This is a genomic window from Novosphingobium sp. (assembly GCF_036803765.1).
GTDB lineage: Bacteria > Pseudomonadota > Alphaproteobacteria > Sphingomonadales > Sphingomonadaceae > Novosphingobium.
On sequence record NZ_DAIRTS010000012.1, the window covers coordinates 1 to 21,992 of the forward strand.

Annotated in this window: 20 protein-coding genes and 1 pseudogene; 15 read left to right on the forward strand and 6 right to left on the reverse strand. The window is 65.1% G+C overall.

Annotation, left to right across the window (positions count from 1 at the left end; all coding sequences use genetic code 11):
• A pseudogene (locus V7Q48_RS09575) lies at positions 1-245 on the reverse strand (integrase); the annotation flags it as partial.
• A 146-nt stretch (positions 246-391) separates the two neighbouring features.
• On the opposite strand from V7Q48_RS09575, the gene V7Q48_RS09580 reads away from it, so the two are divergent.
• A complete protein-coding gene (locus V7Q48_RS09580; RefSeq protein WP_333837798.1) occupies positions 392-1,558 on the forward strand; it encodes a hypothetical protein in 1,167 nt (388 codons plus the stop codon).
• On the opposite strand, the gene V7Q48_RS09585 is transcribed toward V7Q48_RS09580, so the two are convergent.
• The 5 genes from V7Q48_RS09585 to V7Q48_RS09605 form a co-directional block, all read right to left on the reverse strand.
• Complete coding sequence (locus V7Q48_RS09585; RefSeq protein ID WP_044663258.1) at positions 1,555-2,073, reverse strand: RES family NAD+ phosphorylase; 519 nt, start codon at positions 2,071-2,073, stop codon at positions 1,555-1,557. The two genes, V7Q48_RS09580 and V7Q48_RS09585, sit on opposite strands and share 4 nt — an antisense overlap.
• Before the next feature lie 65 nt (positions 2,074-2,138).
• Positions 2,139-2,489 carry an antitoxin Xre/MbcA/ParS toxin-binding domain-containing protein gene (locus tag V7Q48_RS09590; protein ID WP_044663257.1) on the reverse strand — a complete coding sequence of 117 codons (351 nt, stop codon included), beginning with the start codon at positions 2,487-2,489 and terminating at the stop codon, positions 2,139-2,141.
• Positions 2,490-2,608: 119 nt separating this feature from the next.
• The gene (locus V7Q48_RS09595; protein ID WP_172668340.1) at positions 2,609-3,622 is read right to left on the reverse strand and encodes a ParB/RepB/Spo0J family partition protein; all 1,014 of its coding nucleotides are present in this window, start codon (positions 3,620-3,622) and stop codon (positions 2,609-2,611) included.
• Positions 3,623-3,669: 47 nt separating this feature from the next.
• Entirely contained in the window at positions 3,670-4,872 is a 1,203-nt protein-coding gene (locus V7Q48_RS09600; RefSeq protein ID WP_044663255.1) for an AAA family ATPase, read from the reverse strand.
• Between the two features lie 194 nt (positions 4,873-5,066).
• Positions 5,067-6,155 (reverse strand): replication initiation protein, encoded by a 1,089-nt coding sequence (locus V7Q48_RS09605; protein ID WP_044663254.1) that lies wholly within the window; start codon positions 6,153-6,155, stop codon positions 5,067-5,069.
• A 666-nt stretch (positions 6,156-6,821) separates the two neighbouring features.
• Between V7Q48_RS09605 and V7Q48_RS09610 the strand changes: the two genes are divergently transcribed.
• The 14 genes from V7Q48_RS09610 (at position 6,822) to V7Q48_RS09675 (ending at position 21,976) form a co-directional block, all read left to right on the forward strand.
• Entirely contained in the window at positions 6,822-7,148 is a 327-nt protein-coding gene (locus V7Q48_RS09610) for a single-stranded DNA-binding protein (protein WP_044663253.1), read from the forward strand.
• 61 nt (positions 7,149-7,209) lie between these two features.
• Positions 7,210-8,076, forward strand: coding sequence for a DUF7146 domain-containing protein (locus tag V7Q48_RS09615; RefSeq protein WP_044663252.1), 867 nt, complete (start codon positions 7,210-7,212; stop codon positions 8,074-8,076).
• A 66-nt stretch (positions 8,077-8,142) separates the two neighbouring features.
• Positions 8,143-12,342 carry a strawberry notch-like NTP hydrolase domain-containing protein gene (locus V7Q48_RS09620; RefSeq protein ID WP_333837800.1) on the forward strand — a complete coding sequence of 1,400 codons (4,200 nt, stop codon included), beginning with the start codon at positions 8,143-8,145 and terminating at the stop codon, positions 12,340-12,342.
• 111 nt (positions 12,343-12,453) lie between these two features.
• Positions 12,454-14,466 (forward strand): ParB/RepB/Spo0J family partition protein, encoded by a 2,013-nt coding sequence (locus tag V7Q48_RS09625; RefSeq protein WP_044663242.1) that lies wholly within the window; start codon positions 12,454-12,456, stop codon positions 14,464-14,466.
• A 92-nt stretch (positions 14,467-14,558) separates the two neighbouring features.
• Positions 14,559-15,482, forward strand: a complete 924-nt coding sequence (locus V7Q48_RS09630; RefSeq protein ID WP_047169219.1) for an ArdC family protein — start codon at positions 14,559-14,561, stop codon at positions 15,480-15,482.
• Positions 15,454-15,873: an ArsR/SmtB family transcription factor gene (locus tag V7Q48_RS09635; protein ID WP_044663240.1), complete on the forward strand. Its 420-nt coding sequence runs from the start codon at positions 15,454-15,456 to the stop codon at positions 15,871-15,873. Before V7Q48_RS09630 ends, V7Q48_RS09635 begins: the two co-directional genes overlap by 29 nt.
• Positions 15,874-15,885: 12 nt before the next feature.
• Positions 15,886-16,422, forward strand: a complete 537-nt coding sequence (locus tag V7Q48_RS09640; RefSeq protein ID WP_333837801.1) for an arsenate reductase ArsC — start codon at positions 15,886-15,888, stop codon at positions 16,420-16,422.
• Positions 16,419-16,859 (forward strand): arsenate reductase (glutaredoxin), encoded by a 441-nt coding sequence (gene arsC / locus V7Q48_RS09645; RefSeq protein WP_007688073.1) that lies wholly within the window; start codon positions 16,419-16,421, stop codon positions 16,857-16,859. The genes V7Q48_RS09640 and arsC overlap by 4 nt, the downstream gene beginning before the upstream one ends.
• Positions 16,856-17,923 carry an ACR3 family arsenite efflux transporter gene (gene arsB, locus V7Q48_RS09650; protein ID WP_044663239.1) on the forward strand — a complete coding sequence of 356 codons (1,068 nt, stop codon included), beginning with the start codon at positions 16,856-16,858 and terminating at the stop codon, positions 17,921-17,923. The genes arsC and arsB overlap by 4 nt, the downstream gene beginning before the upstream one ends.
• Complete coding sequence (gene arsN2, locus V7Q48_RS09655; RefSeq protein ID WP_333837805.1) at positions 17,920-18,351, forward strand: arsenic resistance N-acetyltransferase ArsN2; 432 nt, start codon at positions 17,920-17,922, stop codon at positions 18,349-18,351. Before arsB ends, arsN2 begins: the two co-directional genes overlap by 4 nt.
• Positions 18,351-19,091: an arsenical resistance protein ArsH gene (gene arsH / locus V7Q48_RS09660; protein WP_333837929.1), complete on the forward strand. Its 741-nt coding sequence runs from the start codon at positions 18,351-18,353 to the stop codon at positions 19,089-19,091. The genes arsN2 and arsH overlap by 1 nt, the downstream gene beginning before the upstream one ends.
• A 349-nt stretch (positions 19,092-19,440) precedes the next feature.
• The gene (locus V7Q48_RS09665) at positions 19,441-20,382 is read left to right on the forward strand and encodes a DUF2493 domain-containing protein (protein WP_333837806.1); all 942 of its coding nucleotides are present in this window, start codon (positions 19,441-19,443) and stop codon (positions 20,380-20,382) included.
• Positions 20,383-20,489: 107 nt separating this feature from the next.
• Complete coding sequence (locus V7Q48_RS09670) at positions 20,490-21,161, forward strand: hypothetical protein (RefSeq protein WP_333837807.1); 672 nt, start codon at positions 20,490-20,492, stop codon at positions 21,159-21,161.
• 407 nt (positions 21,162-21,568) lie between these two features.
• On the forward strand, positions 21,569-21,976 hold the full coding sequence (locus V7Q48_RS09675; protein ID WP_007688067.1) for a single-stranded DNA-binding protein: 408 nt from the start codon (positions 21,569-21,571) through the stop codon (positions 21,974-21,976).
• Positions 21,977-21,992: the final 16 nt, after the last annotated feature.

Genomic DNA, 21,992 nt, shown 5'->3' on the forward strand with positions numbered 1-21,992 from the left:
ATCCGGTTGTTGCGCCTACACCACGCATCGAACGCCTCGACGTCGGACTTGAGCGCACGGATGCTATGGGGCGATGAAGCGGCCTGATAGGCGGCGATCAGGCCCTCGTTGACGGTGATGCGCTCGCCGGCGCGCATCTGCACGATCGTCCACGCAAGGTCGGCCGGCGCCCTGACGGCCGGCAGGACAGCCTCAGGCGGCGCTACGGGGATTTCTGGCCCTTCCCGGGCGGTTTCGGTGCTCACGACGCGCCTCGCTCCTCAGCCGCGCTTGTAGCCCACCTTATAAAGAACGGTCAAATCTGCTTATGTGATAACTGCAATTATCGCATGTTCCGTTACCAACCATCCGAGCAGTTGTGCAGTGTTCTAGCATTCACTACATACTCAACATGGAGCGCATTCATCCCCTCGCCGCCGATGCGGATGTTTCGCCCGAGGAGCTTGCCGTGGCACAGGCCGCAGGCGCGCTGGCGTTCGGCCGGCTCGACGGACTCCTCGCCGGCCTCACCGATATCGAAAAACGGCTGTTCTGCGTAGGACTGCTGCGCGAGGTGCTGCTCGCGGCCCTGGCACAAGCGGGGTTCACCGACGCGACCTTGCGTTTCCACGCATGGTTCGCCGGGCTCGACCGCGGGCCCCAGGAGACGCCCCTCACTTGCTGCTCCGCCTATGCCGTGGTCCGCGCCCTGCTGGGCGAACTCAGCCATCATCCGTGGGAACCGCTCGCCGACGCCGCGCAGACCATCACTCTGGCCGCTCGCTTCGGGGCCGACCGTCCAGCCCATGCCGAAGACGCGCTGGGGGACGAGGCGCTGGCAAAGGCCGCCGACCTGACCAAACAGGCCAGCATGAACGACGATTCCGCCCTGCCCTTCGCTGGTCTGGCCCGTCTCAACGCCCTGCTGCGTGCCGATCCCCTGTTCGCGCCGGTGGAGCGCGCGGTGCGGAGCTTTTCGCTCGGCGGGCGCGAGGTCGCGGTCGAGCAGGCAGCCCCACGTACCCCGCTCTGGGCCGTCGATGCGGCGCTGGGGCGCGTGTTGAGCGCGAGCGGGACGTGGGTCCACGCCATCCCCTGCCCCGGCGCCGTGACGGCTGAGGCGCTTCAGCCGCAGCTGTGGCCCGGCGAACGCGCACTGCTGGCGGTCCGCAGTCTACATCTTAGCATTACGCGGATTTGTGCGCTGGTCGACCAGGCGCGGAGGCGCGCGGCGATTGTGGGCGGGCAGCTGGGGCACCTGCGCTCGAGCGCCCGAGCCCCGCAGGTGTGGATCTTCCTCGCGGCATTCGCGCCGCTCGGGCTCGATCAGATGGTCTCGGCCTTCGGGGTCAGCCGGCGCGGCACCTACGCGATCGGCGACGCCCTAGCCGCAACGGGCCTCGCTCGGCGCGCGAGCATCAAGGGCAAGGTGCTGCTGGTCGCCGAAGAGCGGCGACATGTTCCTGGAGAGATACCGCAGGACCAGGGCTCCCCCCTCCCCCATCCGGCGCTGGCCGAATTTGACGCGGCGATGGCCGAGATCGACCGGCTGCTCTCCAGCAATTCGGGCCAACTTTAGCGGGGAGCTTTCAGGGCATCGTCAGGATCAAGGACAGTCAGCGCGGCTCCTTCCCCTTGAAGACCCTTCTCATGCCATTGCCACAGCACCAGGTTCCGACCACCGGGATTCTGGACCGACGGCACAAGCGCGCCTTGCGCACCCGCCGCGATCAATTCCTCTGTCAGCGCCCAACTCGGCGGCGTCTTGCCATCGAGCAACGCCATCGCCTTCCAGTTCGCAGCCAAGGCCTCGGCAACGCGCGCATCGCAGGGGCCGGCGGTAGCATTGGTGAGATCCGTGATCGCCGATGCGTCGAGGTGATAAGGGACAAGCGTCCCGGGCTTGGGCAGCCCTTGATAGTATTCAGCCACGGCTGTGACCGCATCGGCCGCCAGATAGAGCGCTGAATATCCTTTGCGGTTCCAGCGGCCCCCATAGAGCCGCGCGCCTTCTCCGGACGTCGGACTGAACTGATGGCGGATCCCGATCATCCGCCAGAGCGGAAGCGACAACGGCGCAAGAGCATAGGTCATTGCGCCGCACTATCAGCGTGCGGAAACATGGCCACGGTCAAGCCTGTGAACCAGAGTGAACCGCGTCAGGAATAAACACCGGCGGCCATACGATCGAGATCCTCGATCACGACATCAGCATGGCCATCCTCGACCAATTCCTCAGCCGTCTTGCCAAATCCGGGCAGAGGCTGATGCTTGAACCAGATGATCGCCTTGCCTTCATCGCCCGCGAGCTCAGCCGCTCGCGCGATGATCCGGGCAATTTCCCCCAGCTTGGCCTGCACAGCCGGGCTGCCGGGGTGTGTGGTCATGGTGTTGCGATTGAGGTGCGCAAGTCGCGATAGACGCGTCATCGGTAGGCGCAGGCGTTCCGCCATGCGGCGCGGCGCGATCATGTCGCCATCACGAATATCGTCCAAAAATGCGGCAAGCATGAGTGCACTCCTTGCCTCTTATATGCACCCAAATCCATATCGTTTCAATGAATCAATCGGCCTGTGCAGATCACAACGCCTCCGCGGCCGAGTTCACGGTTTCAGCACGCCGAAGAAAATCAGGCCCAATGCCGATCCAGGAGCACTTTCAACGCGGCCTCCGCTTCAACTCGCGTGCCGCCCCCATGCGGAAGCAGGGTGAGCTTGAGCCCCTTGCGATCCACCGCCTCCACTTTCAGCAGCGGTTTTCCCCCTTCGGACACGATCGTTTCCGGCTTTCCTGACTTCTTGGGGGAACCTGACCTCTTGGGGGGATCGGCGGCCAAAGCGAGCGCGCGGATGACGTCAGGAACCGGCATCGGCACCCCGCGATTGGCCTGCGCCTCCGCGAGCCGCGTCGCCTCAGTAAATACACGCTGCCGCCGGTCCTCCGGTTTCAAGAGAGGCTTGATCGCGGTGACATGCTTAATCCTGAGATCCTGCGGGACGGCGAAGGCCACCATCAGTTCCGCCGGGAGCCGAGCAAGGTCGAGATAGCGGCTAAGCCAGCTTTCCGTGACGTTGATTCGCTCGGCCATGACCTTCTGGCGCCCCTCATAATAGGCGTCGAGGGCGCGCAAATAGTCGCGCGCGCGCTCTAGGTCGGTAAGATCATCGCGCGCCCGGTTCTCGAGGTCCGCAAGCCGGAACGCCTCCTCATCCGTCAAGCTACGGATGTCGACGAGGAAGCGAAAATCCGGATAGTTATGAGCGCGCAGCCAGCTGATCGTCCAATGCCTGCGCGCGCCGCAAATCACCTCGAAATCGAAAGCAGGATCGTCCTTCACCCGCCGGACGATCGCAGGCATTTCCTGTTTGCCTTGCGCCTTAATGCTCTCGATGAGATCGGCGCACCCCTCCTCGTTAAGCAGCGCATATTCGCGGTTATGGCCCACCCACATCCGGCAGCGTGCCGGATCAACGAGTTCATGGGTGCGTGAGACGACACTGCCCGTCGCCAATTCGGCAAGCCGGCTTTCCCGGCCCGCCAGGACGCTCGCACCGATGCCCGGGCGCCGGGCCGCCGGGGCTTGCGCCCCCGGGTCGATTCCGGCGACCAGATCAGCCGCGAAGTTGGCGTTTTTCTTGCTCATCATCCACCCCTTCTACCCGGAATTGCACCGGTGCAATTTTGCTCGCATCAAGCGAGGCCCTCCTTGCGCAAGCGCGCCAGATGGCTGGGCCACATCGACCGGATGTCGAACTCGATTTCACTGTTCACGCCGTCGAGATAGGCGAGGCAGCGGTTGCGCACCGCCGAACTGGTGACAGGTCCGTCAAGCTCATAGACGGTCATCAGCCGCGCCGTCGCATTGTCGATTTCCGCCGAATCCTTGAGCGGTGTGCGCACGATCGCGTGGCCGAAAAGGGTCCGCATCAGGTTGAGCAGTTCCTTCTGCATCGACTTGTTCTCGTCGACCTTGGATGCGACGAAGCGCAGGAACTGCAGCGACGGGGCCAAGCCGCGATCGGCCAGGGTCTCGATGGTCTCGTCGAGCATGGCGAGGAAGGCCGCGGTCGACGAGAAGTCCATCACCGTCGGCGGCACCGGCACGACCAGCGCATTGGCCGCGCGCAGCACCGAAAGCGAGATCGCGCCAAGCGCTGGCGGCGGATCGAGAACCACCACATCGAACCGATCGGCAATGCTCGCAATGCCTTGCGCCATGCGGTCGATCAGGTTCCCCTGCCCCCGCGCCATGCGCGCAGCGATTTCATATTCCGACTGGAAGAGCCGCAGATTGGCCGGGACGAGTTCGAGGCCGTCGAAGTGGGTCTTGCGCAGGGCATAGTCGAGCGACTCCATGTCGTCGTGCCGCAGGAACGGATAGAGCGTGTCCTCCTCGGTTAGGTCGAGGTCGGGAACATAGCCGAAGAGGGTCGTTGCCGACGCCTGGCTGTCGCAATCTATGAGAGCTACCCGGTAGCCCTTGATCGCGAGATATTGGGCCAAGTGCACCGACAGGGTCGATTTCCCCACCCCGCCCTTGAAGTTCTGCACCGCGATAACGCAGCAGGGGTCGGTTGCAGCCCGCCAGGGCCGGGTGCCGAACAATCCCCGCATATCGTTGAGCTGCGCCAGGGTATAGCCGACACGCCGATTATTCTCGGTTCGCGGAGGCGGCGGCAAGCGGCCGTCCTTCTCGGCCTCACGAATGGCCGCCGGGGTTCGGCCGACCAGTTCGGCCGCTTTACCGATCGGGAAAGTGGGCTCGCGCCGCTCGTCCGCCCGGGCGCTCCGCGCAGAGTCGCGGAGCCGCTCGAGAACAGAGCTGGTCCGTTGTGCGAGCGTTGAGACGGACAGCAGATCCTGCGTACCTTCGATATCGAGTGATGCAGCCAAGAGAGGCCCCCTTGCGAAACTGAACGGGGCATAGCTCAATTTGCACTTTTAGGTCAATCAGAGGCTGATTTTCGCAAGTCGCTTTGGCACGACAGGGTGATTTGGCCGCAATCGGCGCCGCGGACCTCTGCGCACACCTTAACCTGACCTCTTGGGGGCTGTTCACCCCGAAATTGCACCGGTGCAATTTCGGCTCAGGGACGCCCGCGCCGCGCCAGGAAACTCTCGCAAAAGCCCGTCCAGGACGCGATCAGCTTGGCACCCTTGAGCTTTGCCAGCCTCTCGCCCATCTGCGCGCGATAGGCATCGGCAATGAGATCGATGTCCCAACCGCCGCCCGCCGAGCGCGCGATCGCGGCAAGCGTATCGGAGCCAAAGCGGATCGTGCCGTCCGGGAAGGTGACCTCCCCTGCCCCGACCTTCTCCGTGGACACCAATGCAGCGACGGCGGCCTTCGTCACCGCCTCGACGGCTACGGTCTCGACATCGCCGTCGCGCCTTGCCTTCCTCCCCGCCGAGTGACGACCGATCTCCTCTACGGTCGCGATCTGGGCCGGGGCATCCTTGGGCTCAAAGCGGAATTCGATTTCGGTGACGGTTCTGCCCTGGCGGATCTCCCGCCACTCCACGCGAAAATGGGCGAGCTGATCTATTTCGGCCTTTGCCTTTTCGAGAACCTTGCGACGCAACTGCGCGAAGTCCTTGTAGACGTCCGGCGCGATACCGAGCAGCGCACGCAGCGCCGTCATGTCGCCCTTCCAGAGCGACTGGCGCCTATGCAGCCGTAGCGCCCCGATCTCGTACAGCTTGAGCGCATAGGTTGAACGAAAGCCGAGCACTGCCTGCCGGTTCAGGACCGCATAGGTCTCCGATTCCTGGATCAGTTTTCGGGCCTCGGGCGTGAACTCCCATTCAATCCACCCCGCGTCCGCGCCCTCCTCGTCTTCCGCTTCTTCACGCGATGACGAGATAAGCGAAAAGCGCAGGGTCGCCTTCTTGCCGCGCCAGGACTTGTCATCAACCGCGAAAAGCGTGCGATGGAGTTCCTCGAGCATATCCGAGATGCGTTCATTGCCTTTGTGACCGCGGCGAATGTCCGCCTTTCGCATCTTGTGCGGACGGTCCTCCCAAGCATCACCGCCCGCAGTCAAAATCATCAGCGCGAGCAGGCGCGAAGCGGTCAGGCTCAGCGACTGGCCTTTGACGAACTTGACCTCGACGATGCTGCCGGGCTTGGCGAACTCGTCACCGCCCTTGGCCTGCAGGGCGGCAGCCACCCGCATCGCCCGTCCCGGAGAAGCATCATCACCGGTGGGAGAGGGCGTTACAGCGTGGTCTAGGGCTTGCTCGTCATCCATGCCATGAAATCTGCACCGATTCGTCCGGCGTGGGAGAAAATCTGCCTGACCTGTCCTCGTGCGTCAAGTCAGGGCAGGATAGATGGCGGTTTCGGCCCCCAAGAGGTCAGGATAGAATTTCGCCCCGAAGTGGCAAAACATGAGGAAGTGCGCCGAGTCGCATTTCAATGCGCCCTTACGCACGCAAACGGCCGCACGTAGGCCAAAGAAGGTCCCTGACGAGCGGCATGGCGGACGAATCGTCCCCGAGCGAGGGTGGCCCCCATGCGGTCAGGAAGGCCCCAACCGGTCAGGTTGCATCCCCCGACCGGTCAGGGAAGCGCCCCCACAAGGGCAGGCAAAATCCCCCGTCCGGTCAGGATAAGCTTGCTCAAACCTGCAGAAATGCTGTGCTTTCGGCCCCGTGAATCTGAATCCTTTTGAATCGGAAAAGCTTCCGCTGCGAGCAGCGGCGTTTTGATTCTTTTTATTTTGAGAAAGAGATCCGCGTCGCGCCTCATGCAATCGTTCAATCCCCCTGCCTGGAGGGATACGCGAAGTCGGCCCTCGACGATAGGCTGCCGACCAAATGACGTTGCGCATGGAGGGTGCATGATCAACTTCGCCAAGTTCGAGATCATCGGCCGGATCGGAGAAATCGACGCACGGCCGAAGGTCACCCTGCTGTCGGTTTGCGCGAATTATCGCCGCAAGGGTGACGATAACGAATGGCAGGAAGACAGCCACTGGAACCGGGTCAGCGTGTTCAGCGAAGGCCAGCGGAAGCATATCGCCGACCGGGCTCAAGTCGGGGATCTCGTGCGCATAGCCGGGCGGCTCAAGGACAGCTCCTATGAACGCGACGGCGCGACGCACTACACAACCGATCGCATCGTCGAGGAATTCGGGATCCTGGCATCCAAAGGCATGCCGGGGTGAAATACCGGGGAGGGGAGGGCGCAATCAGCAGCGGCGCTCCACCACTTCCAAGGATTAGTCGATGCCCATAGCTGCTCCCCATCGCGCCAAAGCCATTGTCGAAGCCCTGGGTGGGACCTGGCGCGGTACGCGCGGCGAATGCCGGTGCCCGGCACATGACGATCATGGTCCCAGCCTGTCGGTACGCCTGGGCGAGCGGGCGATCCTGTTCCACTGCTTTGCCGGCTGCGACACGCGCGATGTTCTGGCTGCTTTGCGCCGGCGCAAACTTCACGATGCCGAGCCGCTCACCATGCCGCGCCCGAAGGCGGCCGCGGACCATCGCGCTCTTGCACTTCGCCTATGGAAGGCGAGCCAGCCTATCGCCGGCTCTCCAGCGGCCGAATACCTGGCGGCGCGCGGTCTGCCGCCTCCCTATCCGCGTTGCCTGCGCTACAATCCGCGCACCATCGTCGGGGCCGGTGAGCGCCGCCGGTTCTTTCCCGCGATGATCGCCGCGGTCGAGAATGATCTGGGCGTCGTGGCCGTCCAGCGGACCTGCCTCGATCTCGCCGACATCCTGCACAAACCCTTGCCAAAACCGAAGATTGCCCTTGGCCTTCTCGGCGACGCGGCCATTCGTCTGGCGCCGGCCGGCGAGGAGCTTGGCCTTGCCGAAGGCATCGAGGACGCCCTTTCAGCAATGGCCTGGTTCGGAACGCCGACCTGGGCGCTGGGCGGGGTCGAACGCCTTGGGCTTGTCGCCATCCCCGAACGGGTCAAGCGTATCATCGTCTATGGCGATCGCGGTGCCGCCGCTGCCGCCATGCTAAAAAAAGCCCGCCCGCATCTCACAGCCAATGGACGCGAAGTGGTGCTTCGGCTGCCGGAACGGCACGCGGACTGGAATGATGCTTGGCGTGTCCGCCGGGCCGCCGAGGCGGCCTGAGAGGGGAGGGGGCCTTCAGACTGATGACCTGGCGCTGATGCCAGGTGTCAGACCTGGAGATGCCCCATGGCCACACAACCCCTCGCGCTCACGCTGCCGCTCGATGATCCCGCCCGTATCGCTGCTCAAGGCATAGCCGACCGGCTGTCCGAAGGACGTCCGGTTGCACGTAACGACCTCCTTGCCGAAATGGCCTCCGCCTTCGGTGGCTCGAGCGCCGATGGCCTGTGGTCATTGCGCGACGCCTACGATGTGCTCGAACTCGCGCAGGTCCTCCATCTGAAGAACGCGACGCTCCCGGCAGATGCGAATGCGCGGCTCGCCCAGCTGATCGCCATGACGGCAGCGCTTCCCACGCAAAGCGTGCGTAGCGAAACGCAGGTCGCATTCCAGCAATTCTCGACACCGGCGCCGATCGGTTTCCTTGCCGCCAAGGCAGCCGCGATCACGGCACACGATATCGTGCTCGAGCCCTCGGCCGGGACAGGCCTCCTTGCCATAGACGCCCATCTCGCCGGCGCGCGCCTCCTTCTCAATGAGATCGATGCCCGGCGCGCGCGTTTGCTGCGTCACGCCTTTCCCGAAGGCAGGCTGAGCACGCATGATGGCGAACTGATCGACGATATGCTCGATCGGCAACTGGTGCCGAGCGTCGTACTCATCAATCCGCCCTTCTCGCGAAGCCAGGGGCGGGGGCGCGATCGACATGCCGCGCTTCGCCACTTGCGCTCCGCGCTGTTGCGGCTTGCTCCAGGCGGGCGCTGCGCCGTTATTCTCCCCGACCGCATCGAGACTGGGGACGCGGATTGGCTGCACGCCACCGCGGGCGCGCATGCCCGGCTGCATCTCGACCTGCCGCCCAATGCCTATGCCAAGCACGGCACCGGCCAGGCAGTCCAGCTCATACTCCTCGAAAAGGGCGGGGCAGGGGTCCCGGTCCCGCGCCAGACCTGCACGACGCTCGGCGCTGCGCTTGCGGTCATCGATGCGATGGCGACCCCATGCGCGCCGCAGCCGCAGCCGATCTCCCGCCCCAGCGGATTGTTCCGGGGCCTCACGCGGCGGACCCGCCCCGTAGGCTCGCGTGTGGCGGTGACCCTGCCCACGACCCGCGCGGTCGCCTATCACCGTCTCGACGCGCCGGCGCCCGCGGGCGAACCGCAAGGGATTTACCTGCCCTATCGGCCGAGCCGTCTGCTGATTGCCGATGCCCGTGAGCACCCAAGCGCGCTGGTCGAATCGCAGGCAATGGGATCGATTGCCGCACCCCCGGTCGCTTATGAACCCGTGCTGCCGGCCAGGATCTTGGACGACGGCCTGCTCTCGAACGCGCAGCTCGAAACGCTAATCTACGCTGGCGCGGCGTTCGAGCGCGATCTTCCCGGCCGGTTCGCATCCAGCGAGGAGGGTCTTTCGCTGTCGCCGGCAGAGGCCGGCAACGCCTATCGGACCGGCTTTTTCCTTGGCGATGGCACGGGCGCCGGCAAGGGACGGCAGGTGGCAGGCGTCATCCTCGACCAGTGGTTGCGCGGCAACCGCCGCCACCTCTGGATATCCAAGAGCGAGACGCTGATCGAAGACGCTCGCCGCGACTGGTCGGCGCTTGGCGGCTTGCCGTTCGACATCCAGCATCTCAACCAGTGGAAGCTCGGCACCCCGATCGCGCTGGGCGATGGGATCCTCTTCCTGACCTATGCCACCCTGCGCTCCAACCGCGGCGACAGGGGCACGCGGCTGCGCCAGCTGATCGAATGGATGGGCGAGGATTTCAGCGGCGTCATCGTCTTCGACGAGGCGCATGAAATGGCCGGGGTGGCCGGCGGCGAGGGCCGGTTCGGCGCCACGAAAGGGTCCGAGCAGGGCATCGCCGGGGTCCGTCTGCAAAATCTCGCTCCGCGCGCCCGGATCCTCTACGCCTCGGCAACCGGCGCCTCGGACGTCAACAACCTCGCTTATGCGACACGCCTCGGATTGTGGGGACCGCAGACGGCCTTCGCCGACCGGCGGGCCTTCGTGGAATCCCTGCGCCGCGGCGGCATCGCGGCGATGGAATTGATCGCCCGCGACCTCAAGGCGCAGGGCCTCTATGCCGCGCGGGCGCTCAGCTTCGCCGGCGTCGAATATGACATCCTCGAGCATCGGCTCAGCGAAGAACAGATCGCCGTCTACAATGCCTATGCCGATGCCTGGGCGATCATTCACAACAATCTGCAGGCCGCGCTCGCCGCCACGCGCGTCACCGACGGCTTCAGCGGTGCCACCTATAATAGCGGCGCGAAGGCCGCGGCATTGTCGATCTTCGAATCGACCAAGCAACGCTTCTTCGGCCAGATCCTGCTGTCGATGAAGCTGCCGTCGCTGATCCCGGCGATCGCCGCCGATCTCGCGCGCGGCGACTGCGCCGTAGTCCAGCTCGTGTCGACCTCGGAAGCGATGCTCGATCGTGCCCTTGCCGACCTGTCCCCCGAGGAGCGGGCCTGGCTCGATATCGAGCTGTCCCCGCGCGAATTCCTGGTCGATTATCTGACGGCCGCCTTTCCGGTGCGCCAGATGCGCACCTATACCGACGATAGCGGCACAGTGCGCTCGGAACCGATGATCGACGAAGCCGGGCAGCCGGTGCTGTGCCGGGAAGCGATCGCCATGCGCGACCAACTCCTCGAGCAACTCTGTGCGCTGCCGGTGGTCGGCTCGGCGCTCGATCACATCATCGGGCATTTCGGGACGGAGGCAGTGGCCGAGGTGACGGGTCGCAGCCGGCGGATCATCGTCGATGCCGACGGACGTCAGCGGATCGAACGGCGCAGCGCGCGCACGAACCTCGCGGAGACCGACATCTTCATGCGCGGCGAAAAGCGCATCCTGATCTTCTCCGACGCCGGCGGCACGGGGCGGAGCTACCACGCCAGCCTCGACGCGCCCAATCAGAGCCGTCGCATCCACTATCTGCTCGAGCCCGGTTGGCGCGCGGACGCGGCGATCCAGGGGCTGGGCCGCACGCACCGCACCCACCAAGCCTGCCCGCCCTTGTTTCGGCCCGTTTCCACCGATTGCCGCGGCGAACGGCGGTTCATCTCGACCATCGCCCGGCGCCTCGACAGCCTGGGTGCACTGACCCGTGGCCAACGCCAGACCGGCGGGCAGGGACTTTTCGACCCCCGCGACAATCTGGAGTCCGACTTCGCGCGGGAATCGCTCGACCAGTGGTTCCGCCTGCTGTTCCAGGCAAAGCTCCAATCGGTGCGCTTTGATCAATTCCAGTCGCTCACCGGTTTGAACCTGGCCGGGGAGGGTGGGGGGCTCACCGAGACCTTGCCCACGATCCAGCGGTGGTTGAACCGCATCCTGGCACTGCGCATCGACCTGCAGAACGCGATCTTCGACGAATATCTGGGCTTGATCGAAGCACGGGTGGAAAAGGCCCGCGAGGCTGGCACCCTCGACCTTGGCGTCGAAACGATCGCGGCCGACCGTATTTCGATCCTCGGCCGGACGGTGATCCGGCGCGATCCCGTGAGCGGCGCCGAAACCGAGATCCTGCGTATCGAAACGGAGGAGCGATATCGGCCGCTGACCCTGGAGCGAGCGCATTGGCTTCTGGCCGACCCGGAAGCGCGCGGGTTGATCAACCCGCGTTCCGGCAAGGCCGCCATTTGCCGGCCGACTTTCTCGCTGACGGACGAAGAGGGGCGGACCGTGCGCCGCTATGAGCTGGTGCGGCCGACGCGCACCGAACGGCACAGGCAGGACCTCTTCGCCGAAACCCATTGGACCGACGTGGACCGCGCGAGCTTCGACGAAGTCTGGCAGGCCGAATGCGAGGCGATGACCGCGCAGACGCGCACGCAGATCATCTATCTGGTCACCGGCCTGCTGCTCCCGGTCTGGGGCAAGCTGCCCGACGATCATGTCCAGGTCTGGCGGCTGACGAGCGATGACGGCCAGTCGCTTCTCGGGCGTCTTATTCCGGCGCCGCTGGTTGAGCGGATTGCCAGCGCATTCGGCATCTCGGCCCATGTCGAGATCGACCTCGGCGCGCGGGTCGAGCACGTCCGCACCTCGGGCGAGATCATGCCGATCGGAGCGCTGCGGCTGAAGCGCGCCTTGGTCGCCGGCGATCAACGCCTCGAATTGCTCGACTGGAAGCCCGAGGCGCTGCCTCATCTCAAGGCGGCGGGCTGCTTCACCGAGATCATCCAGCACCGCACGCGGCTGTTCGTTCCCCCGAGCCGCGCCCTCGAGATCCTCGCCAGGATCACGGACTGACCCGCGGCCGCGCCAAGCGACCGAAGAGAGGGGAGGGGGCCTTCGGCCGGGTGGGCCTGAGTGGCTCAAGCCGGCCGCCGAGGTCGGCGCAACCCTCGAAGGAGACAACCGATGATCCAGTCCGTGAAGGTCAAGAACCTCTCGCTCTCGAAGGACAATGTCCGCAAATCCAATCGCGATGCCGACCTCGACAGCCTCGCCGACAATATCGCCGCGCATGGCCTGTTGCAGAATCTCGTGGTCACGCCGCTCAAGAAGGCAGGACATTTCACCGTCAAGGCGGGTGGCCGCCGCTTGCGGGCGCTCCAGCGCCTGATCGATTCAGGGCGGCTTGCCGGGGACCATGAGGTTCAGGTGCTGGTGCTCGAGGATGATGCCGGATCGGCCGAAGCGAGCCTTGCCGAGAATTTCCACCGCGTCGCGATGAACCCGGCGGATGAGTGCTCGGCTTTCAAGCACTTCCTCGACAAGGGCGCGAGCGCCGAGGATGTGGCGAAACGCTTCGGCGTCACGACCCGCTTCGTCGAGCAGCGGGTACGGCTTGCCGAACTGGCTCCCGCAGTTTTCGCGGCGCTGGCGGCGGGCGAGATCACGCTGGGGGTCGCCCAGGCTTATGCCGTCACGCCCGACGTCGATCGCCAGGCCCGCGTGTTCGAGAGCATGAGCCGGTCCTATTATGGCGACAATCCCGACAATATCCGTCGTGCGCTCCTCAACGGGACGGTCAAGGCGACCGACGCCAAGGCACGGTTCGTCGGCCGCGACGCCTATGTCGGCGCGGGCGGCCGGATCGAGCGCGACCTGTTTGGCGAAGATGCGGACGAGAGCTGGATCGACGTGGAGCTCATCGAGCAACTGGCCGCCCAGAAGCTTGAAGCGGCCGCGGAAGCGCTCGCTGCCGAACAGAAGCTGGCGTTCGTGACGCCAGTCCTCGCGACGCATGTGCCCTATGATATGGAGTGCCAGCTCCACGAATATCATCCGCCGCTGCGCGAATTGAGTGGGGACGAGCAGGAGCGCGTCGATAGTCTCTCGGATGAGGGCGACGCGCTCATCCGCGAACTGGAGACCGACCTCGAGGATGGCACGCCCGAGGCCGAGGCAGCGTCGGCGCGGCTCGCCGACATCGAGCGGGAACTCGATACGATCGAAGCGTCGCGCACGATGGTCGACGATGCGATCAAGGACCAGCTGGGCACCTTCATCTATCTGGCGCCCGATGGCAGTCCGCGGGTGCACAGCCGCATGTTCAGCGAGCGCGCCATTCGTCAGGCGGGCGAGGACGCAGAACCCGAAGCACCGTCCGGCAAGGTCGCGGCCTCCCGGCTCAGCGCGACGCTGGTTGACGAACTCGCGACCCAGCGCCGGCAGATCCTGGCGGCCCATGTCGCCTCGGATGCCGGGTTCGCGCTCGATCTCACGATATTCCTGATGGCGCACCGGACGGTGTTCGCCAGCAGCTATGTCCGGGACCACTCGACGCTGCAGGCGGCGGCCGCGAGCTTCCCGATCGCCAGCTTCCGCGATGAAGGCAGCGCGGCGAGCAATGTCCTGACCGAACAGCGCCAGGCGCTCGATGTGAGCTGGGCAGGCGGGAACACGCTGTCGTCCCGCTTCGATGCCTTCCGGCAACTGGATGAACAGGCGCGCGCCGATTGGCTCGCCCATGTTCTGGCGCAGACGCTCGAGCCGACACTCAACGTCGACGATGGCGGGCGCCGCAACGGCTTCCACGATCATCTCGGACGGCTGCTCGACATTGATGTCGCGCAATGGTGGCGGCCCGATGCCCAGAACTTCTTTGGGCGGGTGAAGAAGGACGTCATGCTCGAAGCGCTCGACGAAATCGGCGGGCCGGTGCTGCGCGGCCGATACAAGGACGCCAAGAAGGGTGACCTTGCCAATGCCTGCGCTGCGCTCTGTTCGGGGCAGGGCATCGTCGAGGCCGAAGTCCGGGAAAAGGCGCTTTCCTGGCTGCCCGACGAGATGCGGTTCGGCGGGATCGAAAAGCCCGAAAGCTTCCGGAGCTATTCCGCTTTCCTCAGCGATGAAGACGACAGCGACGGCGGGGCAGGGGAGATCGCCCGCGATGGCGATGCTGGCGACCTCGAACAGGCCGCCTGAGGCGAACGCCTAACGGCGGGCGGCGCTTTCGTGTCGCCCGCCGCCCTTCATCGGCGGCGCTGAGGCAGCCGCTTTTTCACGGAGTATCCACCATGACCCAATCATCGGGCCGGCCCTCGCCGGCCGAGACCATCACGCGCGCCATCATCGACCGGCTCGAGGCCGGTGTGCGTCCCTGGGTACGGCCCTGGCGATCATGCGCCGCGCAAGGGCGCCCGCTGCGCGCCAATGGCGAGCCCTATCGCGGCATGAACACCTTCTGGCTATGGCTGGCCGCCGAGCAGTGCGGCTATCGGTCCCGCCATTGGATGACCTACCGCCAGGCGCAGCAACTGGGCGGGCAAGTCCGCGCCGGCGAGCAGTCGCAATTTGCGATCTTCTACAAGGCCTATTCGAAGAAGGTCGATTCCTACGAACGTCCGGGTGAGCTCGTCGATGAGCAGCGCCGGGTCATGCGGTCCTATGCGGTCTTCAATGCCGACCAGATCGACGCACTGCCGGGCGATTTCTATCCCGAAGCCCTCTCCCTCGTCCCGCCGGGCGACCGGCTCGGTCCGCGGGCGGAGCGCTTCGTCGAACGGCTGCCCGCGCGGCTGCGATGTGGCGGCGATCGTGCTTATTACGATCTGCGCCAGGACGTCATCACCATGCCGCCGGTCGAGCAATTCGACACGCGCGCCGCCTGGGCAGCCACCCTCGCGCATGAGGCCGGCCACTGGACAGGCCATCCAGCCCGTCTCGCCCGGTCGTTCGGGAAGCGCTTCGGCGATCACGCTTACGCCTTCGAGGAGTTGGCCGCCGAACTGACAGCGGCGCTGGTGGGGGCAGATGTGGGTCTCCCAACCACTCATCTCGACGATCACGCGGCTTATATTGGTTCCTGGCTCGACATCCTGCGCCGCGATAATCGCGCTCTGCTCACGGCGGCGGCGAGGGCCGAAGAAGCCGCCGGGTTTCTGCTGCGGGCAACCGATCTCGCTTGCGAGGATGATCTGGACGAGCAGGCGGCTGCTTGATCTCGCCATGTCGCCGATTGCACCATATCCATATATCCGCTATCGTGGATATATGGATAACGAATCTGTCATCGTCGCGTTGGGCGCGCTTGCCCAAGCCACGCGCCTCGACGCCTTCCGCCTTCTGGTGCGTCACGAACCCGAAGGCCTTCCTGCCGGCGAGGTCGCCAAGGCGCTGGATGTCCCGCAGAACACGATGTCGGTGCATTTGGCGACCCTGGCGCGTGCCGGCCTGGTCACATCCGAGCGGCGTAGCCGGATCATCAACTACCGCGCCGATCTCGATGCGCTCCGCTCCGTGATGCTGTTCCTCGTCAAGGACTGCTGTGGTGGCCGGGCCGAGCTCTGCCATCCACTTGCGGATGAACTGCTTGCCTGTCGTGCTGCCTGAAAGGACATCAACATGACTGATCGCCTGTTGAACGTACTGTTTCTTTGCACGGGCAATTCCGCCCGTTCCATCATGGCCGAGGCGATCCTCAGCCGTGAAGGGCTAGGCCGTTTCAAATCGTTCAGCGCCGGCAGCCAGCCCAAGGGCGAGGTCCATCCGTTCACCATTCATCTCTTGGAGAAGCTGAACTACGACGCAAGCCTGTTCCGCTCGAAGAGTTGGGACGGGTTTTCCGGCCCCGATGCGCCGTCCTTGGATTTCGTGTTTACGGTCTGCGACAATGCCGCCAACGAGCTTTGCCCGGTTTGGCCGGGGCAGCCGCTGACCGCCAATTGGGGGGTGCCCGATCCGGCCGCTATCGAGGACAGCGAAACGGTGCAGCACGCGGCCTTCTTCGATACTTACAGGATGCTGTTCAATCGCATCTCGCTGTTCACCAACCTGCCGTTCGAAGGCCTCGACAAGATGAGTCTGCAGAACCGGCTGAACCGGATCGGCAAGGAACAGGGCCACGCCGACCTCCCAAGCGAAAAGGTGCCGGGTGCATGAGCAATGCCGCAATCGATATCGTCATCTATCACAATCCCGAGTGTGGGACGTCGCGCAACACGCTGGCGATGATCCGCAACGCCGGGATCGAGCCGCATGTGATCGAATATCTCAAGACGCCGCCCAACCGCCCGCGCCTGGTTTCGCTCATCGCCCGCATGGGCATCAGCGCACGCCAGTTGCTCCGCGAGAAGGGCACGCCCTTCGCCGAGCTGGGTCTTGCCGATCCGACGCTCAGCGATGACCAGCTCATTGATGCGATGATCGAGCATCCGATCCTCATCAACCGGCCAATCGTTGTGTCGCCGCTCGGCGTGAAACTCTGCCGTCCATCGGAAGAGGTGCTCGATCTTCTCCCGTCCGCCCAGCGCGGGGCTTTCACCAAGGAAGATGGCGAGCAGGTCATCGACGCCGCCGGCAAGAGGATCGGGGCGTGAACGCGACCGTTGCGGCACGACCCAAGCCGGCGATCAACAGCTTCGAACGCTATTTGAGCGTCTGGGTGGCGCTCTGCATCGCTGTCGGCATCGCGCTCGGCTATTCGCTGCCGAATCTGTTCGCAGCCATCGCATCGGCCGAGATCGCGCGCGTGAACCTGGTCGTGGCTGTGCTGATCTGGCTGATGATCGTCCCCATGCTGCTCAAGATCGACCTCGGCGCGTTGGGGTCGGTTCGCCAACACTGGAAGGGCGTCGGCGTCACCCTCTTCATCAACTGGGCGGTGAAACCCTTTTCAATGGCGCTGCTCGGCACGCTGTTCCTGGGATGGCTCTTCCGGCCGCTGCTGCCGCAGGGCGAGATCAACGCCTATATCGCGGGCCTCATCCTGCTGGCGGCAGCTCCCTGTACAGCGATGGTGTTCGTCTGGTCGAACCTGTGCGACGGCGAGCCGACCTATACGCTGAGCCAAGTCGCGCTCAACGACGTGATCATGGTCTTCGCCTTCGCGCCGCTCGTCGGACTGCTGCTCGGCGTCGCCTCGATCACAGTGCCCTGGGACACGCTGCTTATCTCGGTCCTGCTCTATATCGTCGTGCCCGTCATCGTCGCGCAGGTCATCCGTCGGGCGCTGCTATCGTCAGGCGGGCAGCCGGCGCTCGATCGGCTGCTGGCGACGCTCGGGCCGCTCTCGCTGGTTGCGCTGCTGACGACGCTCGTCCTCCTGTTCGGCTTCCAAGGCCCAGCGATCCTTGCTCATCCGCTGGTCATCGCACTGATTGCCATTCCCATCCTCATCCAGGTCTACTTCAATGCGGGCCTGGCCTATTGGCTCAGCCGGCGCTTCGGCGTGGCCTGGTGCGTCGCCGCTCCGGCCGCGCTGATCGGCGCGTCCAATTTCTTCGAGCTCGCGGTTGCAGCCGCGATCAGCCTGTTCGGCCTCAATTCCGGGGCCGCGCTCGCGACTGTCGTGGGCGTCCTGGTCGAGGTGCCGGTAATGCTGTCTGTCGTCAGCATCGTGAAGAAGACGCGGCCCTGGTACGAGCAACGCGTTCCTGCATGATCGCTACACTGCTGGATCCCAAATCGGTTTCCGACCTGATGGCGGAGCTGAGCGCGGCGGGTCTGCCTGCCAGCGATCTCGCCGAGGCGGGACGCCGCTTCTTTCGGTTCGAGGATGATGCTGGCATTGTCGGCTATGGCGGGATCGAAGGCGACGGCTCCGACCGCCTGCTGCGCTCGCTGGTCGTGAAGGCCGATCGGCGCGGATGCGGATTGGGCGGTGCCATTCTCGCGGCGGTCGAACGCGCTGCCGCGGATGAGGGCGCGACTAGCCTGTACCTGCTCACCACGACCGCCGAGCCTTTCTTTCGCCGTAACGGCTATGAAACAGCCGAACGGACCGACGTTCCTGCCGTCATCGCGCAATCGGCCGAGTTCCGATCGCTATGCCCGGCGAGCGCCGCCCTTTTGTACAAATGGATCGCCTGATGTCGCGTCTTCGTATCCTTCCCGAACCCGATCACATGCCCGCGCTGGACCGCGCAATGATCCGGACCGATCTCGCCGCCGGGCTCGGCGCGCTTGAGCCGAAACCTCGCATCCTCCTCCTCTACGGCTCGCTGCGCGAGCGGTCGTTCAGTCGTTTCGCGGTCGAGGAAGCGGCCCGGCTTCTCATCCTCTTCGGCGCCGAAGTGCGGATCTTCGATCCGTCAGATCTCCCGCTCCCCGACCAGATCAAGGACGATGACCACCCGGCAGTGCATGAGCTTCGCGAGCATGCGCTCTGGTCCGAAGGTATGGTCTGGTGCAGCCCCGAGCGGCACGGCCAGATCACCGGCATCATGAAAGCCCAGATCGACCATTTGCCGCTCGAATTCGGCGGCATGCGTCCGACCCAGGGCCGGACCCTGGCCGTCATGCAGGTTTCGGGCGGATCGCAGTCGTTCAACGCGGTCAACACGTTGCGGCTGCTCGGGCGGTGGATGCGCATGTTCACCATCCCCAACCAGTCAAGCATCGCGATGGCGTTCAAGGAGTTCGACGAGGACGGCCGTCTCAGAGCCTCAAGCTATTATGACCGGATCGTCGACGTCATGGAGGAGCTGGTGCGCTTCACGGTGCTGACACGTAGCCATGCCGATCAGCTCGTGGACCGCTATTCGGAACGCAAGGCGGCAGCCGCCAAGCGCGACGCGGCACAAGATCTGGCCTCACGGTCGACGGCCTGACGGCCGGGCTCTTCCGACGCGGCGAGCGTGGACGCCGCTTTGTCCCTGTCGGGAGCCCGGTTCGCGGAAGCCCTTTCTTTAGGCTTCTCCGCGCCCTGAATGCCTGACGCGACAGGGCCTTCGCGCCTTTCGCCAGAGGATGCGGCACATGGGCCATCGCGCTGGCGGCGGCAACCCGAACGGCCCGGCCGTGTTGGCGCGCCGAGGCGCGCCTGCCCGCACCACCCGGACCTTATCGGGTTCCCCTTGGGCGTTGCCCGGCGGTGCCGCCGCCGCTTTTTCGATGGCCCGGAGGGTGCGCATCCGGCGGGAAGGCCGCCGGCCCTGCGACACGGAAAGGCAATCCCTCATGACCAGCTCCCTTTCAGCAGTGCTCCAAGCACTCGAACTCGGCCATCTCGACCTAACGGGCGACCAACGCTCGATGGAAGCGCCGCCACCGGCCGAGGCGCTCGAACAGACCGTCAGCGCCATCTGGAGCGATCTCTTCGCGCTCTTCCCCTTCACCGCGCTCGAACGCGACATCGAGGATCTGGGCTGGGGCTTCGTCAATCTCTTTCACCGCGCGGCCGCCAAGAAGCATCAGCTGATCGACCGCCTGACCGACGAGATCCGGCTCCTGCTCGCCGAGCAGGACGGGTCGGAGATCGCGACCGCCGATCTCGAGGACAAGATCGATCTCGCCCGCAAGGTCGAGCAGTCCGCCCAGGCCTATGAGGGGATGCGCGACACCGCGGCGCGCCACTATCTGCACGAGACCGGTCGCTCTTGGGTGCCCGCGACCGGCAACCGCATCTCGCTCGGCACGACCGCTGCGATCGTCGATGGCCGGGCCTATTTGCAGGCGCGGCGCGAGCGGGTGCGCGATGCCAATATGGTCTATGGCACGCCCGTGGTCTTCGCCGGCGGGCGCCTTCGCTTCGCCAGCGATGACGAGGCTAAGCAGTTTGCCGACAATCTGCTGCGGACCCTCAAGGCCGTGCGCGAGCGTGTGGGCGACATGTATCTCGTCCATGGCGGCGACATGAAGGGCATCGAGCGTCTTGCAGCATCCTGGGCCGAGCAGAACGGCATCCAGCAGCTGCGGTTCGGCCTTGATCGCAAGCTCGGCGATCGTGCCGGCTTCCGGCGCAACGAGCAGATGCTCTCGGTCAAGCCGCGCTACGTCATCGCCTTCCAGGGCAACGGCGTCACCGAAAGGCTGGTGATCGAGGCCAAGGCGCGCGGCATTCATGTCGTCGATCGCCGCGGACCACTCGGAACGCCGCCGGCGGCTTTATCCCGCGGCTGACCGCCGTGCCGGCCGCTTCGGCGGCCGGCTTTTCTCAATCTCACGAATGCCGGAGGGGAGGGGGCGGGGTGGATGCGTCCCTTGTTCCCTTTCGGAGGTTCCGCATCATGTTCATGCCCGATCGCGCCAGTGCGTGCGTGCTCCTTGCCTTCCGCGCCGCGCATGGCCGCCACTGGAAGGCGAAGCTGCTGTCGTTATGGTCGACAGGCCGCGATGTGGGCGAAGCTGATGGCGCCTGCCTGCGGCATCTGCGCAACCGGGCCGGTCCCTCCTGGCTCCGCCAACTGACGCCGCGCCGCTGGCGCGCGATCGAAAGATTGGCGGCGCCCGGCGATCCGGTGCTTGCAGCCGTGTTTCTCGATCGTGCGCGCGCGTTTCATCGCGGCGCGCAGATTGGCGCATCTATTGCGCTTGCGCCGACACTGCACTTGCTCGCGATCTCCTGCGAACTGGGTTTGAAGGCGCATCTTTTGGGTCATGGCTGGACGGACGATGCGCTGGTCCGCGATATCCGTCATGACCTTGTCCGCGCCCTCGACGAGGCGCGGCAGCTAGGCCTGCCGGCGCCCGGTCGTCCGCTGACCGATTTCATCAAGAGCCTTGGCCCGGCCTATGCCGTGCATCGGATCGACGCGCTGGTGGCAGGTGGCTATGCCTGCGACATCGGCACCGTGCTTTGCGAGACCACGCAGCTCCTCGATGCTGTGGCGGCCTGCCTGAGCCCAGCCATGCCAGGCGCCGCCACCTTGCCCACCTCCTCCTCATCCCCCTCCGCGTGATTGTGCAACGGACATCATGTCGAGCCCGCGAGAGGCCATGCGAAGGATCTACAATCCCGTCCTGCGGCTCAAGGGACGGGCAGCTAAGGCACGGGCGTAAGGTCCGCGAGATGCCGGATCGGCGAGCCCAGCAAAGCCGGCAATATCGGCGGTTTCGATGGGTGGGCTCCGCTCATGGTCCAAGCGACGCACCGTCCTTCTCCTCATCTGACCCCTAAGCCGGCCGTCCGCCCCATCCAACCCGCGAGCCATCGGGCCGAGTTGCCGTGTGCCACGGCTGCCCGCACCACCCCTTGTCTCGGGGTTCCCCGGCGCTGCGCTGCCGGTGGATGGGCCGTCCTGTCCGCCTTGGCCGGGGATCAGTCGAAGGGACGGTCCCTTGGACCCATATCGAAGGAACCCAGGCCATGCAGAACCTCGTCATCCTCGCCGGCAATGTCGGTGGCACGCCGGAAACCCGCACCACCCAGGGCGGCACCCGCATCACCCATTTCAGCCTCGCCACCTCGCGCCCGAAGCGCGACAGCAACGGCAAGATCCTGCGCGACGACAACAATCGCCGCCTCGAGGACACCGAATGGCACCGGATCACCTGCTTCAACGGCGTTGGCAAAACGGTCGAGCAATATGTCGACAAGGGCATGAAGGTCATGGTCCGGGGCCGTATCCACTACACCCGCTGGACCGACAGCGAGAATATCGAACGCTACGGCGTCGAGATCATCGCCGACGAGGTTACCTTCCTCACTCGCGCCAAGTCGAACGAGAATAGCGGCGGCGGCAACGAGCCCGAGGACGATGAAATCCCCTTCTGAGGTCGGACAGGGCGGC

Coding starts and splice junctions, on each gene's coding strand:
- V7Q48_RS09580 (WP_333837798.1), top strand. CDS start 392: ATGGAGCGCATTCATCCCCTCGCCGCCGATGCGGATGTTTCGCCCGAG.
- V7Q48_RS09585 (WP_044663258.1), bottom strand. CDS start 2,073: ATGACCTATGCTCTTGCGCCGTTGTCGCTTCCGCTCTGGCGGATGATC.
- V7Q48_RS09590 (WP_044663257.1), bottom strand. CDS start 2,489: ATGCTTGCCGCATTTTTGGACGATATTCGTGATGGCGACATGATCGCG.
- V7Q48_RS09595 (WP_172668340.1), bottom strand. CDS start 3,622: ATGAGCAAGAAAAACGCCAACTTCGCGGCTGATCTGGTCGCCGGAATC.
- V7Q48_RS09605 (WP_044663254.1), bottom strand. CDS start 6,155: ATGCGGGTGGCTGCCGCCCTGCAGGCCAAGGGCGGTGACGAGTTCGCC.
- V7Q48_RS09610 (WP_044663253.1), top strand. CDS start 6,822: ATGATCAACTTCGCCAAGTTCGAGATCATCGGCCGGATCGGAGAAATC.
- V7Q48_RS09615 (WP_044663252.1), top strand. CDS start 7,210: ATGCCCATAGCTGCTCCCCATCGCGCCAAAGCCATTGTCGAAGCCCTG.
- V7Q48_RS09620 (WP_333837800.1), top strand. CDS start 8,143: ATGGCCACACAACCCCTCGCGCTCACGCTGCCGCTCGATGATCCCGCC.
- V7Q48_RS09625 (WP_044663242.1), top strand. CDS start 12,454: ATGATCCAGTCCGTGAAGGTCAAGAACCTCTCGCTCTCGAAGGACAAT.
- V7Q48_RS09630 (WP_047169219.1), top strand. CDS start 14,559: ATGACCCAATCATCGGGCCGGCCCTCGCCGGCCGAGACCATCACGCGC.
- V7Q48_RS09635 (WP_044663240.1), top strand. CDS start 15,454: ATGATCTGGACGAGCAGGCGGCTGCTTGATCTCGCCATGTCGCCGATT.
- V7Q48_RS09640 (WP_333837801.1), top strand. CDS start 15,886: ATGACTGATCGCCTGTTGAACGTACTGTTTCTTTGCACGGGCAATTCC.
- arsC (WP_007688073.1), top strand. CDS start 16,419: ATGAGCAATGCCGCAATCGATATCGTCATCTATCACAATCCCGAGTGT.
- arsN2 (WP_333837805.1), top strand. CDS start 17,920: ATGATCGCTACACTGCTGGATCCCAAATCGGTTTCCGACCTGATGGCG.
- arsH (WP_333837929.1), top strand. CDS start 18,351: ATGTCGCGTCTTCGTATCCTTCCCGAACCCGATCACATGCCCGCGCTG.
- V7Q48_RS09665 (WP_333837806.1), top strand. CDS start 19,441: ATGACCAGCTCCCTTTCAGCAGTGCTCCAAGCACTCGAACTCGGCCAT.
- V7Q48_RS09670 (WP_333837807.1), top strand. CDS start 20,490: ATGTTCATGCCCGATCGCGCCAGTGCGTGCGTGCTCCTTGCCTTCCGC.
- V7Q48_RS09675 (WP_007688067.1), top strand. CDS start 21,569: ATGCAGAACCTCGTCATCCTCGCCGGCAATGTCGGTGGCACGCCGGAA.